We start from the raw sequence: 13,241 nt of genomic DNA on the forward strand, positions 1-13,241 counted from the left end.
TAGCCCTATCGACGACGAGTCCTTGGTACTCTAGTTGACGCACCCCTTCGGCCAACTTGCAAGAGGCGCGTCTGGAACTTCATGGTCGTAGAGCGATGCCCAAGCGCGTCGATCCGAAATGCAAGGGCAAGTTTCGGCAGTCATATGTCAAACATCTGGAGCCCATGGCCCGGGAAATCCCAGGGCTCGAAAGCGCTAACTTCTCGCTTTACGAATTTTGGGGGAGAAGGACACGCCTTGATCGACCTTTGGCATAAGCTCCGAAAGTCGAGCAGTGAGTTCCTGGAGCTGATCTGCGGTCAAGACTAATTTTGTGCGCCGCCCGGCAAAGTCCTCAAAGTCAAGTTCATATTCCTCGCCGACAACCGAAGCATCGAACTTGAACAATCGGCGAGTTCTTACAGGACTAGCCACGGCCGGCCTCATCAATAGGATAGTAAGCCTCCCGTTTAGGCAGGCTTCACTACACTTTCAACCCTTTCTGCTTCTCAAAAACTCAATATCCTCAAAGGATGTGAAAATATGACGCTGTTGCAGTCTTTAAGCTGCTAGTTCGCTAATGCTCTTCATTCGAAACTTTGTTTCAAAAAGTATGGCTCTCCGTTTCTCGCCGGAGAGCCATAAATGCACATGCGAAGCAGGCAGCTGGCTCGTATCCGCCAGACGATTGCTATTCCGCTGCTACCAAGGGCAGCTGGTTAGCGGCTTCGAGAGCGACCGCAGTCGACTGAATCACGGCAGCGAAGCGCACGGCCGTATGGATTTCCGCCGCACTCACGCCCGCATCGCGCAGAATCTTCTCGTGGCTGTCGATGCAAAGGCCGCATCCATTGATTGCGGATACTGCAAGCGACCAAAGCTCAAAGTCGGTTTTGTCGACGCCAGGATTTCCGATCACGTTCATGCGCAGTCGTGCCGGCATCGTTCCGTACTCCTTATTGGAGGCCAGATGCACGAACCGATAATAGACGTTGTTCATTGCCATGATCGAGGCCGCAGCGCGGGCCGCATCCAGCGCCTGAGGCGAAAGATGGGTCTTGGCCTCAGCTTCGAGGGCTTGCGCAACGGTCTTATTGCGGGTTGCAAGGCCGCAGGCGACGAAAAGCCCATACTTTTGCTGAGGAGAGAGGCTGTCGTCCGTCGAGAGAGTGGACAAATTCAGGCGAATGTCCTTGGCAAAGGCAGGTAGTTTCTCTTTGAGGCTTTCGATCGACATGGTGTTCTTATGCCGCCTTCAGCGTTTCGCCGCCAACTTCCCGATTGCAGGGGCAGAGTTCATCGGTCTGCAACGCGTCGAGGACTCGTAACGTATCCTTGGGATTGCGACCGACATTCAGATTGGTCGCGTAGACATGCTGGATCGTATTGTCGGGATCGACCACAAAAGTGTAGCGATACGCGACGCCATCAGGGGCGCGGACGCCCAAGCCATCGACGAGCGAGCCATTGGTGTCGGCAAACTGCCAGATGGGAAGACGGTCCAGATCTCGGTGATCGCGGCGCCAAGCGAGCTTCACAAACTCATTATCCGTCGAGCCGCCCAGAACGACGGCATCACGATCAGCAAATTCGCCGGCCAGACGAGCGAATTCAGCAATTTCCGTCGGGCAAACGAAGGTAAAATCCTTGGGGTAGAAGAAGATAACTTTCCATTTGCCTGGGAAGCTTGCGTCCGTAATCGTTTCGAAGGCGCTCTCCCCGCTCTCGATGTGCGCATTGAATTTGGGCTTCACACCGGTGACGGAAAAGGCGGGCAGCTTCTGACCGATGCCGAGCATGGAAATTCTCCTTTGAAATGATGGCAGGGCACTGATGCAAAAGCTTGGCTGAAAGGTCAACAGGCCTGTCCGAAAAAGATCTGGCCCGCCCCGCTGGGATATAGCGCAGGGGCGAGGAACTGGAGGATATACCGATCCGTTGGAACTCGGAATGCATGGCTGGGATGTCCCAGGCCATCAATCACTCAGGAGAGCGAAATGCCTCGTGGAGAAAAGTCTGCCTATACGGACAAGCAAAAGCGCCAAGCAGAGCATATCGAAGAGTCCTATGAGGGTCGTGGAGTGTCCGAAAAGGAAGCTGAGCGACGTGCTTGGGCGACTGTCAACAAGGAGACCGGAGGCGGCAACAAAAGCGGCTCGGGGCGTGGCAAAAAGGATACTCATAGTTCCTCCAAGCTAGGAGGTAAGCGGGGTGGTGCAGCGTCCGCAGCTCGCCCGGCAGCGGCTCGCTCTGCGTCAGCCAAAAAGGCCGCTCAGACCCGCAAGCGCAAAGCAAGCTAATCCTGCATATCGGAGCACGCCATTCTACAGGTTATCAAGCCTGTCTCTTGGTACATTGGTCCGTTTGCGCGAGAGGCGGAAGTGTTCCCTCGTAGTTGACGCAATAGACGCGCTGCTATGATTCGCTGCTCCATTTTAAATGGCCTGGCCAAGGCGCCGATTATATAAAACGACCTGCAATCTAAATCGAAGACATCTGACTTATGTTACTTTTAATTTGCATTGCAGGCGAAGAGCTAATGAGGTCATTGCACTCTGGGGAAGGATGCTCTTACCTTGAGGGTCTATCCGTTTCGAGAGTGTCTTACCCGCTAATTCAGCTATTGGAGATCTGTCTAGTGCCATTTGAGGTCAGTAAAAACTCGATTTTCCTCGAAAGGTGAGGCGTTTCTGTCTGCGGAAGTTGCCGAACTTGCCATCTCAGGACACATAGGGGGGCCACCTTGGCCATGCTAGAATCATCGGCTTTCACAAAGCAGAAGATCTTATTCACGGTCGAGCGGTTCCTATGATTGTCGCTGCTGCTTGTCTGAAATAAAACGCGACCTAACCTTGAGCTCACCGCGGAAAATATGTTTTGCAATGGCAGGGAATAATCGCGTCTGCGATGCTAAGAAGGCTCCTGTCCAAGCTGACTTTAGGGACATTTATCGGTATCGAATTGCTGATGCCGCGTATTGGACGTCTGTAAGAGGAAAGCTGACAACATGGAAACGAACTTGAAGGGGAAACGCGCCCTCGTGCTTGGCGCCAGCAAGGGGTTGGGGTTCGGCATAGCCAAGGGGCTCGCGGAAGAAGGGGCATCGGTTGCTATCGCGAGCAGAACCATTGAAGGTTCTAAGGCAGCAGCAGACAAGATTGGTGCAGCTCCGCTCGTATGCGATACGGGCGACGCAGATCAGGTCGATGCTTTGGCGCAAGAGCTGACGGCTGCCTTTGGCGGAATCGACGTTCTTGTCTTGAACAGTGGTGGCCCCCCGCCCGGAAAAGCGCAGGGCGTCTCTTCGGAACAGTGGCGAGCTTCGTTTGAAGCGATGTTCGTCAATTTGGTCCGCCTTACCGATCATCTCCTGCCTGGTATGATCGAACGTAAGTTTGGACGTATCATCTCTGTTATCTCGTCGGGAGTGATCCAGCCGATCCCGAATCTCGCCATTTCGAACGCCATTCGCCCGGCACTCGTAGGATGGGGCAAGACCCTTGCCAGTGAAGTCGCGGTGTTCGGCATCACCGTCAACGCGATCGCGCCAGGGCGAATCGCTACGGATCGGTTGAAACAGCTCGATGCAGCCAATGCAGAACGTACCGGTCGATCAGTCGAGGATGTCGCGACTGCGGCCCGCGCAGGAATTCCGGCCGGACGTTATGGAGAGATCGATGAGTTCGGCGCTGCAGCGGTCTTCTTGGCAAGCGAGAAGGCCTCATTTATTACGGGCTCAATCCTGCGCGTCGATGGTGGACAGATCTCAGCGACCTAACACTCCGCTATGAGGTTGGCCATCGAAGCAAATAGATACGCGAGTGTAGCTTGATCGACAGCATATAAGGATTCCTTTTGCTCTTCGTCGCGATAGGCGCGCGTGGGGTAACAGCTTGCTTTCGGTTCGGGCTGTCTATTCGTAAAAATTCCTTCTGGGCCACATTTCCGTCGAACCGGATCCGGTTCGACGGAAATGCTCTAACTGTGATGCGCTGTCAGCCCACCTACGACGAGGCGCTCCCAAACACTTTCCGCACTGTCGGCGAAATCAAAAAGCTTCTGATCGAACTGATCGATCATTCCGTGATCTAGAAGGGCATCGAAGTTAATGATGCTGCGCCAGTAGTTCTCGTCGAAGAGAACAATGGGAATGGCGGGTGACTTTCCGGTTTGGCGTAAGTTCAAAATCTCAAACATTTCGTCAAGCGTTCCGAAGCCGCCTGGAAATACGACTAGAGCGTTCGCCCGCATCGCCAAATGCATCTTCCGCATTGCAAAATAATGAAATCGAAATGTCAGCGCCGGAGTCGAGTAAGGGTTCGGCTCCTGCTCATGCGGCAATGTGATGTTGAACCCGATGGATGGCGCTCCGACATCAGCTGCTCCACGATTAGCGGCCTCCATCAGTCCGGGGCCACCGCCGGTCGCGATGACATTGTCGCGAATTCCACTATTGTGCGTCTTCGCCCCGCCTCTCTCCGACGCAAGAGCTCCGAAGGCGCGCGCTTCACTGTACCAGAACGCTTGGCGGCCAGGGCCATCTTCACGCACACGCGCGCTGCCAAAGGCGACAATGGTTGAGCGCACACCCCACGCTCGAAGGTAGTGCTCCGCCTTCGCGTATTCCAACTGGAAGCGAACGCCCCTCATGTCGTCGCTCAGGAGGAAATCTTGGTCAAGAGCTGGGAGCCTATAGGACGGGGATGTAAGTTGTGCCGCGCTGAGTAGTTTTCTCTCGGCCATTAAGCGGCTCTCCTTATTCTCGGTATCATAATCAGGTAGAGGCTGCTTGGCGCCAGGAGGCGACATCATTGAGAGACACGTTGGATCCACAAAGTACAAGCCCAACGACTGCATCGTCAGGGAGCGAGCGTGCGATCTCACCAGCAGCTGTCAGGACGCAAGCGGCCGCTGGTTCGCAGAGAATCTTCTCAGCCTGAAGGAGCCAACTTACATCGGCAACGACCGGTGCATCCTCTACTAGAAGAATACCCCTCAGAAACTGCTTAGCGGCTGCCAATGTACGCTCAGTGGCAAAGGGCGCCCCGAGGGTGCGGGCGATGGATGTCGCGCGGATTGTCACCGGCGCATCGGCCTTCAGGGCCTCTGTCATCGTTGGCGCCCCGACCGTTTCGACGCCATACACGACCATATCCGGACGCTTTGCCTTCAGGGCCGCTGCCACCCCGGCTGCAAAGCCACCGCCGCCGATCGACATAAAGACATGCGTAAGGTCGGGTGTGTCCTCCAGGAGTTCAAGCCCGAGCGTACCGTGACCGGCAATGATGTCTGGGTCATCGTAAGGGTGCACAAACAGCCAACCATTTTTCGCGTAAGCCTCGGCTTTGGCGAAGGCCTCTGCCGCATCATCACAAAGCTCGATCTGAGCACCGTATTTCTTCGTAAGCTCAATGTTGAAGCTCGGTGTGACCCTTGGCATCAGGACAAGTGCATCAATGCCCAATGTGCCAGCCACGCGAGATAGGGCGATGGCATGATTACCGCCGGATACGGTTACTAGGCCTCTCCCATGTTCGGTTTCGCGCAACGCTAGGAGCTTGTTGAAAACACCACGAACCTTGAAAGAACCTGCAATCTGCAGGGCCTCCATCTTCAATACAGTACGGCGCCCGAGGCGCTTAGACACGTCCTGGCTTTCGAACGAGGGGGTTCGTCTGACACGCCCGCCAATTCGACGCTGGGCAGCTTCAATATGGGAGAGCGTGACATCAAAGGACTTCATCAATTGGCCCCCTTCAGGCAAGTGCAATGCACTCGATTTCGATCAAGATTCCACCTGGGAAGCGTGCGACCTCGACGGTGGAGCGCGCCGGATAGGGTGGCGCAAAAGTCTCTGCATAGACTTCGTTCATGTCCCTGAAGTCATCGAGACACGCGAGAAAGACGGTCGTCTTGACGACTTTGGCCAGGGAGCTCTCGCTTGCTTCGAGAATGACGGCCAAATTCGCAAGAACGGCTCTTGTCTGAACTTTAATATCACCGGCGCCAACAATGCTTCCCTCACTGTTGAGTGGCAGTTGTCCGGACACGAAGATTAGATTGCCGGCGCGGGTGGCCTGTGAATAGGGCCCACGTGGAGGAGAGGCGCGAGGCGCAGTGATCGAGCTGAATGTCATGTTGAGCCTCAAGGACATCGGATCATGCTCGGATAGGTTAGGTGGGTCAATCGCGGCTTGGGGACAAATGTGCCCAATGTAGACTTGACCTAGACCACCATCGAACAAGATGCTGACCAGAGTCCGCGGAGATTGCTTTCATGTCCTTGTCGCCCCGTGAAATGCTGGCTCGATTGATCGCCTTTCCCAGCGTATCTACGACCAGTAACCTCGATATTATTCATTTTGCGCGGGATTGGCTGAAAGGAGCGGGCATCGAGAGCCACCTCGTTCCGAGCCCAGCGGGAGACAAGGCCAATCTTTATGCCACCATCGGGCCTCAGGTCGAGGGCGGAATTGTCCTTTCCGGACATACGGACGTCGTGCCCGTGGAAGGACAGGAGTGGACAAGCGATCCGTGGATCCTGACAGAGCGTGATGGTCGCCTCTACGGTCGTGGGACGACGGACATGAAGGGCTTTGATGCTCTTATTCTTGCACTTGTTCCCGATATGGTCCGAGCAGGATTGAAGCGGCCGATTCACATTGCCCTATCTTACGACGAAGAGCTTGCCTGTCGGGGAGCTCCCTCCATGGTCCGTGCCATGGGCGCGGCAATTCCGATGCCTGCGGCTGTGATTGTGGGCGAGCCGACTCGCCATGCTGTCGTCACCGGTCACAAGGCTTCAGTCCAACTTCGTACCGAAGTGACGGGATACGCAATTCATTCAAGTCGCATTGATCAGGGGGTCAGTGCCATCGCGAATGCAGCGCGCCTAGTCGTCTGGCTCGATGATGCCATGGAGCAGAACCGCCAAAGGGCCGAGACAGCCAGCCCCTTCGAGCCTCCCTACACCACCCTTCATTGCGGGGTGATGCAAGGGGGCAGTGCTGCGAACATCGTTGCGTCGTCTGCTTGGTTCTACACAGACATCCGTGCCATTCCAACCGAGAGCCCTTGGGACTATGTTGAGAGATATAAGGAATACGTAGCGACGACTGTTATTCCAGGGATGCAGGCGGTAGTGCCAGGGACGGGTGTGGCGGTAGAGGTCGTATCGGACGTTCCCGGGTTGAGGCCTGAGCCGCGTGGTACCGCAGAGCATCTGATGCGGCGATTAACCGGCGACAATGGAACCCATGTCGTCGCCTATGGTACCGAGGCAGGGCTCTTCCAGCAGAACGGGTGGTCTACTGTCGTCTGCGGGCCCGGGGACATTGCGCAGGCCCATCAACCGGACGAGTACATCGAGGTCAGTGAGTTTGAAGCCGGAGAGCGCCTTCTCCGCCGCCTCATTGCCGATCTTGCCGCCTGAAATGCGCATCTATTCACCTTAAGACGGGGCTAGACCATAGGCCCTGTCCCTGTCTAACCTCTCAGCCTGAGGAGGCAAACCGGCATAAAGCTAGGCCTCCCGAAACTATAAAACATCGCGCAACGACGCGGGACTTCCAGCGGAGAACCAGGAACGATGACAATCCGAGCCAAAATCCTTGCGGCAGCGACGGCAGCCTTTCTCATGGGGACTGCCTTCCCGGCAACGGCGGTGACGCTTCGATATGCGAACCAGGGCGACCTAAAGTCGCTTGACCCATACACTCTCAATGAGACAACGACGAATGCCCACCTTGGCCATGTCTATGAAGGCTTGACCAAGCGAGGAAGAGATCTTTCGGTCGAGCCTGGTCTTGCCGAAAAGTGGGAAGTCAGCAGCGATGGGTTGACGTGGCGTTTCTTCCTGCGCAAAGGCGTCAAGTTTCATAACGGAAACCCCTTCACGGCGGACGACGTTGTGTTCTCCGCCAATCGCGTTCGTGCTGAAGGCTCCAATTTCCAGACGCGCGTGCCGAGCGATGCGGAATTCGTGAAGGTCGATGACTATACGGTCGATGTGAAGCTCAAAAGGCCCAATCCCATCCTGAATTATCAGTGGGACACGTGGTACATCATGGACAAGGAATGGAGTGAGGCTAACAACGCGGCTGCGCCGACGCCGGCGGCTGCGACGAGCCCGAGCTATTCTTCTCTGAATGCCAACGGTACTGGCCCCTTTAAAATCGAAAGCCATCAGCCCGGCGTGAAGACGGTCTTCAAGAAGAATCCTGACTGGTGGGGAAAAGCCGAACACAATCTCGATGAGATCGTGTTTACCCCCATCAAATCCGATGCGACCCGCGTTGCAGCGCTTCTCTCTGGCGAGGTCGATGTCATTGAACCAGTTCCGCTGCAGGATATCCAGCGCGTCAACAGCAGTCCGAATGCACAGGTCCTTACCGGTCCAGAATTGCGTACGATCTTCCTGGGCTTCGATCAAACCCGCGACGAGTTGCTCTATTCGAATGTGAAAGGCAAGAATCCGTTCAAGGACGCAAAGGTTCGTGAAGCTTTCTTCAAGGCGATCGATATCGAGACGATCAAGTCCCGTGTCATGCGTGGTATGTCGACGCCCTCGGCCCTCATGATCGCGCCGGAACTCTTTACATATGCAAAGGATTTCCAACGCCCAAAATATGACCCTGATGCTGCCAAGAAACTGCTCGCGGAAGCCGGCTATCCCAATGGCCTTGAAGTTGGAATGGATTGCCCTAACGACCGGTATGTCAATGACGAGGCGATCTGCCAAGCGGTCGTCGGCATGCTTGCCCGTGCCGGCGTCAAGGTCAATCTTCTGGCCCAGCCGAAGGCGCAGTACTTCGGAAAGGTACTGAAGTCGGGGAACTATCAGACGTCCTTCTATCTCCTCGGTTGGACACCAGGGACATTCGACAGCCATAATGTGCTCTTCGATATCGAAGGCTGCCGTGATAACCCGAATTCATCTCGTGGCGAGTCCAACCTTGGCAATTACTGCAACAAGAAGCACGATGAGCTGTCGGACAAAATCCTTGTCGAGAACGACAAGGCCAAGCGAGACCAGATGATCAAGGAGGCATTCCAGATCACGACCAGCGAGTATGGCTATATCCCGCTTCACCAGCAGTCGCTGGCGTGGGGCATATCTAAAAAGGTGAAGCTCAGCCAGCGCGCAGACAATTCCGTGCTGCTGTACTGGGCGCACAAGGAGTGATCCGTACCTGACCGCGATCCTGGGCGCTACGTCGACAGCGTCCAGGATACCTTCATTGGAAAGGCAGGACAGCGTTTCTGCCTACTAGAGCGGGATTACGAGCCGTATCGATGCTTGCCTTTATCATCCGCCGTTTTTTCCAAGCCATCGGCGTTCTCTTCGCTGTCGGGATTATCGCGTTCTCGATGTTTCGCTTCGCAGGAGATCCGGTGAATCAGATCGTCTCGATCGATACGCCAGCTGCACAGCGCGAAGAGGTGCGGCGATCCCTCGGGCTGAATGATCCTGTTCCAATTCAATTTACGCGCTATCTTGCCAGCGCGGCTCATGGCAACTTCGGTGTCTCCTATCAATTTCGCCAGCCGGTCTCAGACCTTCTTGCGGAACGCATGCCAGCTACTCTGGAGTTAGCTTTCTGTGCGACGGTCTTCGCTGTTGTGTTCGGGATTCTGATGGGGGTCTATTCTGGTTTGAAGCGGGACAGTGTTCTGACGAAGCTATTTCAGACGCTCTCCCTCATCGGCATTTCACTGCCTACCTTCTTGATCGGAATCCTGTTGATTTATCTTTTTGCCGTTACGTTGGGCTGGCTGCCATCCTATGGCAGAGGAGATACCATTCAGATTGGATGGTGGTCGACAGGATTCTTTACATCGTCAGGTCTGCTGGCTCTGATCATGCCCTCCATTACCCTTGGGCTCTTTCAGATGACACTCATCATGCGCATTGTCCGTGCTGAGATGCTAGAGGTTCTGCGTACCGATTATATCAAGTTTGCGCGTGCCCGTGGACTTACGACGCGGTCTATTCATTTCGGCCATGCTCTAAAGAACACACTGATTCCTGTAATTACGATTGTCGGCCTTCAGTTGGGATCAGTGATCGCCTTCTCGATCATTACGGAGACAGTATTTCAGTGGCCCGGCATGGGACTTCTTTTCGTTCAAGCTGTCCAAAATGTCGATATTCCAATCATGGCCGCCTATCTGATGCTGGTGGCGCTGATCTTCGTGCTCATCAATCTGGCCGTCGATATCCTCTACACGATTGTCGATCCTCGCCTTAGGTCGACTATTCGGCAGGCCACCACGTAGGAGGATTTGCATGAGTACGAATCCGCGAGTTTCCCTTCATGTAGAGACGCTGCCGCGCTCGCTGCTGGATCGCTTCCGCGACAGCGATATTTGGGCAAGCTTTAAACGGTCCAAATTGACGATAGCTGCTGCTGCATTAACGTTATTTTTTCTCTTTGCTGCCCTGTTGGCGGGTGTTCTCTCTCCACAAAATCCGTTTGATCCGGCTCAGCTTGAGCTTCTCAATAGTCGACTTCCTCCCGTGTGGGAAAGCGAGGGCCAGATACCGTTTGTCCTGGGCACGGATGAACAGGGGAGGGACATACTTTCTGCAATTCTCTATGGTCTGCGTATCTCTCTCCTTGTCGGATTCTTGGGCGTTGCTTTCTCAGCAGCGCTTGGCATCACGCTTGGTCTGATCGCAGGCTACTTTGGAGGAATCGTCGATACACTCATTATGCGGATCGCTGATATTCAACTCACCTTTCCAGCCATCCTCATTGCCCTTCTGATCGATGGCATCGTCAAATCGATGCTGGGAAGCAGCCTTGATGCCGGAACGACACTTTCTGTTCTTGTCTTGTCCATAGGTTTGAGCTTCTGGGTTCAATATGCCAGAACTGTCCGAGGCTCCGTTCTCGTCGAGAAGAACAAGGACTACGTTGCTGCTGCGAAGCTGATTGGTCGACCGGCGAACGCCATTCTCATCAAGCATATCTTGCCGAACGTGACGGGTCCCGTTCTCGTCATTGCAACAATTAACCTCGCACTCGCGATTATCACGGAGGCGACCCTATCCTTCCTAGGCACTGGAATGCCAGAGACGATGCCGTCGCTCGGAACTCTGATCCGGATTGGTAACAATTATCTCTTCTCCGGTGAATGGTGGATCGTCGCATTTCCTGGTTTCTCCCTCGCCGCACTGGTGCTTGCTATCAATCTGCTTGGCGATTGGTTGCGCGATGCGCTCAATCCGAAATTGCGGTAGGAGACTAAAGCGTGGAAAATCCTGTCCTTTCCGTTCGAGATCTCAGGGTTGAGTTTGTTACCAGACGTGGAACCCTCAAAGCTATCGATGGGATCTCCTTCGATATCGGCCGTGGTGAGGTCCTGGGCGTTGTTGGTGAGTCCGGAGCTGGTAAATCGGTAACAGGATCTGCCGTGATTGGTCTGATCGATCCCCCTGGGAGGATCGCAGGAGGCGAAATTCTGTTTGCTGGCAAGAGAATTGACCATCTGCCGCCCGATGAGATGCGCAAAGTTCGCGGTAAGCGGATTGGGATGATTTTTCAGGACCCACTGACCAGCCTCAATCCGCTCTATACGGTTGGAGAACAACTTATCGAGACAATACGGACCCATACAAGCCTGTCGGCGTCAAGCGCCCGTAAGCGAGCGATTGACCTATTGGCTGAAGTGGGGATTCCAGCACCGGACCGCCGGATCGATAGCTATCCTCACGAATTTTCCGGCGGCATGCGTCAGAGAGTAGTGATTGCTCTTGCAATTTGCGTCGAACCGGAACTGATCATCGCAGACGAACCGACTACAGCACTGGATGTTTCGGTTCAGGCCCAAATTATTTCGCTGTTGAAGCGTCTCGGCCATCAACATGGTGCTGCCATCATGCTTGTTACCCACGACATGGGTATTATTGCCGAAACAGCAGACCGCGTCGCCGTCATGTATGCTGGGCGTATTGCGGAGATTGGCCCAGTCCACGAAGTTGTTCGACGACCACTTCATCCATATGCTCAAGGTCTAATGGGAGCTATTCCCACACTCCAGGGAGATACTCAGCGTCTAACGCAGATCCCAGGATCCATGCCGAGACTTTCCGCGATTCCACCAGGATGTTCCTTCAATCCGCGCTGCCCCTCTGCCTTCGCAAGGTGTCAGCGCGAGAAGCCAAAGCCTATCGCCCGCGAAAAGCACCCTGTTGCGTGTCATCTCTATGATTCTCCTCCAATGCCGTTGGAGGGCGTGGCGTGACGGAGGAACATTATCTTGGGGTCAAGAACCTGCGGCGAGTTTTTGACGTATCTAAACCGTGGTTGAATCGCATACTTGAAGGAGAGAAGCGTCAAATTCTTAAAGCGGTCGACGGAGTATCCTTCGAGATCGTTAGGGGTGAAACCTTTGCACTCGTAGGAGAGTCCGGTTCCGGAAAGTCGACGGCCGCTCGAATGATCGTTGGCCTTCTCTCTCCGAGCGAAGGGGGCGTGACGATCAGTGGTGTTCCCATGGTCGGCCGAGAAGCGAACGACGAGCGGCGGAGACTGCGTCGCAAGATTCAGATGATCTTTCAGGATCCATATGCCAGCCTCAATCCGCGCTGGCGTGTATCAGAAATCATCGCGGAGCCTATTCGCGCCTTCGATATTATTAGAGGTCAGCGAGATATTCGCATTCGGGTTGACGAACTCCTCTCCCTCGTAGGCCTTCACCCCGCGGATAGTGCAAAGTTCCCGCATGAATTTTCCGGTGGTCAACGGCAACGGATCGCGATTGCTCGAGCGCTGGCGTCGAATGCGGAGTTTATTGTCTGCGACGAGCCGACGTCGGCGCTCGATGTTTCAGTTCAAGCGCAAATTCTGAATCTGATGCGCGATCTGCAGGATCAATTTGGACTGACATACCTTTTCATCAGTCACAACCTGGCCGTCGTCAGGCACATGGCCACACGGATTGGAGTCATGTATCTCGGGCGCATCGTCGAGATTGCGGAGGGGCATGAGTTGTTCAACCGTCCAAAGCACCCCTATACCCAGATGCTTTTGGATGCTGTTCCGGACACGGATATGATCGGTCGGCAGCGAGTGCCGGTTCGCGGTGAAATCCCCAACCCTATCAGTCCACCAACGGGATGCACGTTCAATCCACGCTGTCCGTTTGCAAATGAAAGATGCCGTGCCGAGGTGCCGCTTTTAGTGAATGGTGTTGCTTGTCACGCTTCTCATGAAGGGCGTCTTCCATCTCTTATGGTATGAAAGGTGAGCCAAGGA

The 13,241-nt window shown here is 54.7% G+C and carries 13 protein-coding genes; 8 read left to right on the forward strand and 5 right to left on the reverse strand.

The window, feature by feature from the left end; translation table 11 throughout:
- Positions 1-670 precede the first annotated feature (670 nt).
- Complete coding sequence (gene ahpD / locus K9B37_RS19940) at positions 671-1,216, reverse strand: alkylhydroperoxidase, AhpD family (RefSeq protein WP_224315285.1); 546 nt, start codon at positions 1,214-1,216, stop codon at positions 671-673.
- 7 nt (positions 1,217-1,223) lie between these two features.
- Positions 1,224-1,778, reverse strand: coding sequence for a peroxiredoxin (locus K9B37_RS19945; RefSeq protein WP_224315286.1), 555 nt, complete (start codon positions 1,776-1,778; stop codon positions 1,224-1,226).
- A 198-nt stretch (positions 1,779-1,976) separates the two neighbouring features.
- On the opposite strand from K9B37_RS19945, the gene K9B37_RS19950 reads away from it, so the two are divergent.
- The gene (locus tag K9B37_RS19950; protein ID WP_224315287.1) at positions 1,977-2,279 is read left to right on the forward strand and encodes a plasmid stabilization protein; all 303 of its coding nucleotides are present in this window, start codon (positions 1,977-1,979) and stop codon (positions 2,277-2,279) included.
- 707 nt (positions 2,280-2,986) lie between these two features.
- The gene (locus K9B37_RS19955) at positions 2,987-3,757 is read left to right on the forward strand and encodes an SDR family oxidoreductase (protein WP_224315288.1); all 771 of its coding nucleotides are present in this window, start codon (positions 2,987-2,989) and stop codon (positions 3,755-3,757) included.
- Between the two features lie 200 nt (positions 3,758-3,957).
- Here the strand turns inward: K9B37_RS19955 and K9B37_RS19960 are convergent, their stop codons facing one another.
- From K9B37_RS19960 to K9B37_RS19970, 3 genes are read right to left on the reverse strand one after another with little or no spacing between them, the layout of a single operon-like run.
- Positions 3,958-4,722, reverse strand: coding sequence for an LOG family protein (locus tag K9B37_RS19960; protein ID WP_224315289.1), 765 nt, complete (start codon positions 4,720-4,722; stop codon positions 3,958-3,960).
- Positions 4,723-4,753: 31 nt separating this feature from the next.
- The gene (locus K9B37_RS19965) at positions 4,754-5,722 is read right to left on the reverse strand and encodes a threonine ammonia-lyase (protein ID WP_224315290.1); all 969 of its coding nucleotides are present in this window, start codon (positions 5,720-5,722) and stop codon (positions 4,754-4,756) included.
- A 13-nt stretch (positions 5,723-5,735) separates the two neighbouring features.
- On the reverse strand, positions 5,736-6,116 hold the full coding sequence (locus K9B37_RS19970) for a RidA family protein (RefSeq protein ID WP_224315291.1): 381 nt from the start codon (positions 6,114-6,116) through the stop codon (positions 5,736-5,738).
- 140 nt (positions 6,117-6,256) lie between these two features.
- Here K9B37_RS19970 and argE point away from each other — a divergent pair, with 140 nt between their 5' ends.
- The 6 genes from argE (at position 6,257) to K9B37_RS20000 (ending at position 13,226) form a co-directional block, all read left to right on the forward strand.
- A complete protein-coding gene (gene argE / locus K9B37_RS19975) occupies positions 6,257-7,411 on the forward strand; it encodes an acetylornithine deacetylase (RefSeq protein ID WP_224315292.1) in 1,155 nt (384 codons plus the stop codon).
- A gap of 204 nt (positions 7,412-7,615) precedes the next feature.
- A complete protein-coding gene (locus K9B37_RS19980) occupies positions 7,616-9,163 on the forward strand; it encodes an ABC transporter substrate-binding protein (RefSeq protein WP_439651767.1) in 1,548 nt (515 codons plus the stop codon).
- Positions 9,164-9,273: 110 nt separating this feature from the next.
- Positions 9,274-10,257 (forward strand): ABC transporter permease, encoded by a 984-nt coding sequence (locus K9B37_RS19985; RefSeq protein WP_224315294.1) that lies wholly within the window; start codon positions 9,274-9,276, stop codon positions 10,255-10,257.
- A gap of 10 nt (positions 10,258-10,267) precedes the next feature.
- Positions 10,268-11,224 (forward strand): ABC transporter permease, encoded by a 957-nt coding sequence (locus K9B37_RS19990; RefSeq protein ID WP_224315295.1) that lies wholly within the window; start codon positions 10,268-10,270, stop codon positions 11,222-11,224.
- Between the two features lie 11 nt (positions 11,225-11,235).
- Positions 11,236-12,228 (forward strand): ABC transporter ATP-binding protein, encoded by a 993-nt coding sequence (locus tag K9B37_RS19995; protein ID WP_224315296.1) that lies wholly within the window; start codon positions 11,236-11,238, stop codon positions 12,226-12,228.
- A complete protein-coding gene (locus tag K9B37_RS20000; RefSeq protein ID WP_224315297.1) occupies positions 12,225-13,226 on the forward strand; it encodes an ABC transporter ATP-binding protein in 1,002 nt (333 codons plus the stop codon). Before K9B37_RS19995 ends, K9B37_RS20000 begins: the two co-directional genes overlap by 4 nt.
- The last annotated feature ends 15 nt before the right edge of the window (positions 13,227-13,241 follow it).

It is taken from the genome of Microvirga puerhi (assembly GCF_020089865.1).
Classification (GTDB): domain Bacteria; phylum Pseudomonadota; class Alphaproteobacteria; order Rhizobiales; family Beijerinckiaceae; genus Microvirga; species Microvirga puerhi.

Bases quoted from the DNA above. Each gene is read 5' to 3' on its own strand.
- ahpD (WP_224315285.1), bottom strand. From the start codon at position 1,216: ATGTCGATCGAAAGCCTCAAAGAGAAACTACCTGCCTTTGCCAAGGAC.
- K9B37_RS19945 (WP_224315286.1), bottom strand. From the start codon at position 1,778: ATGCTCGGCATCGGTCAGAAGCTGCCCGCCTTTTCCGTCACCGGTGTG.
- K9B37_RS19950 (WP_224315287.1), top strand. From the start codon at position 1,977: ATGCCTCGTGGAGAAAAGTCTGCCTATACGGACAAGCAAAAGCGCCAA.
- K9B37_RS19955 (WP_224315288.1), top strand. From the start codon at position 2,987: ATGGAAACGAACTTGAAGGGGAAACGCGCCCTCGTGCTTGGCGCCAGC.
- K9B37_RS19960 (WP_224315289.1), bottom strand. From the start codon at position 4,722: ATGGCCGAGAGAAAACTACTCAGCGCGGCACAACTTACATCCCCGTCC.
- K9B37_RS19965 (WP_224315290.1), bottom strand. From the start codon at position 5,722: ATGAAGTCCTTTGATGTCACGCTCTCCCATATTGAAGCTGCCCAGCGT.
- K9B37_RS19970 (WP_224315291.1), bottom strand. From the start codon at position 6,116: ATGACATTCAGCTCGATCACTGCGCCTCGCGCCTCTCCTCCACGTGGG.
- argE (WP_224315292.1), top strand. From the start codon at position 6,257: ATGTCCTTGTCGCCCCGTGAAATGCTGGCTCGATTGATCGCCTTTCCC.
- K9B37_RS19980 (WP_439651767.1), top strand. From the start codon at position 7,616: ATGGGGACTGCCTTCCCGGCAACGGCGGTGACGCTTCGATATGCGAAC.
- K9B37_RS19985 (WP_224315294.1), top strand. From the start codon at position 9,274: ATGCTTGCCTTTATCATCCGCCGTTTTTTCCAAGCCATCGGCGTTCTC.
- K9B37_RS19990 (WP_224315295.1), top strand. From the start codon at position 10,268: ATGAGTACGAATCCGCGAGTTTCCCTTCATGTAGAGACGCTGCCGCGC.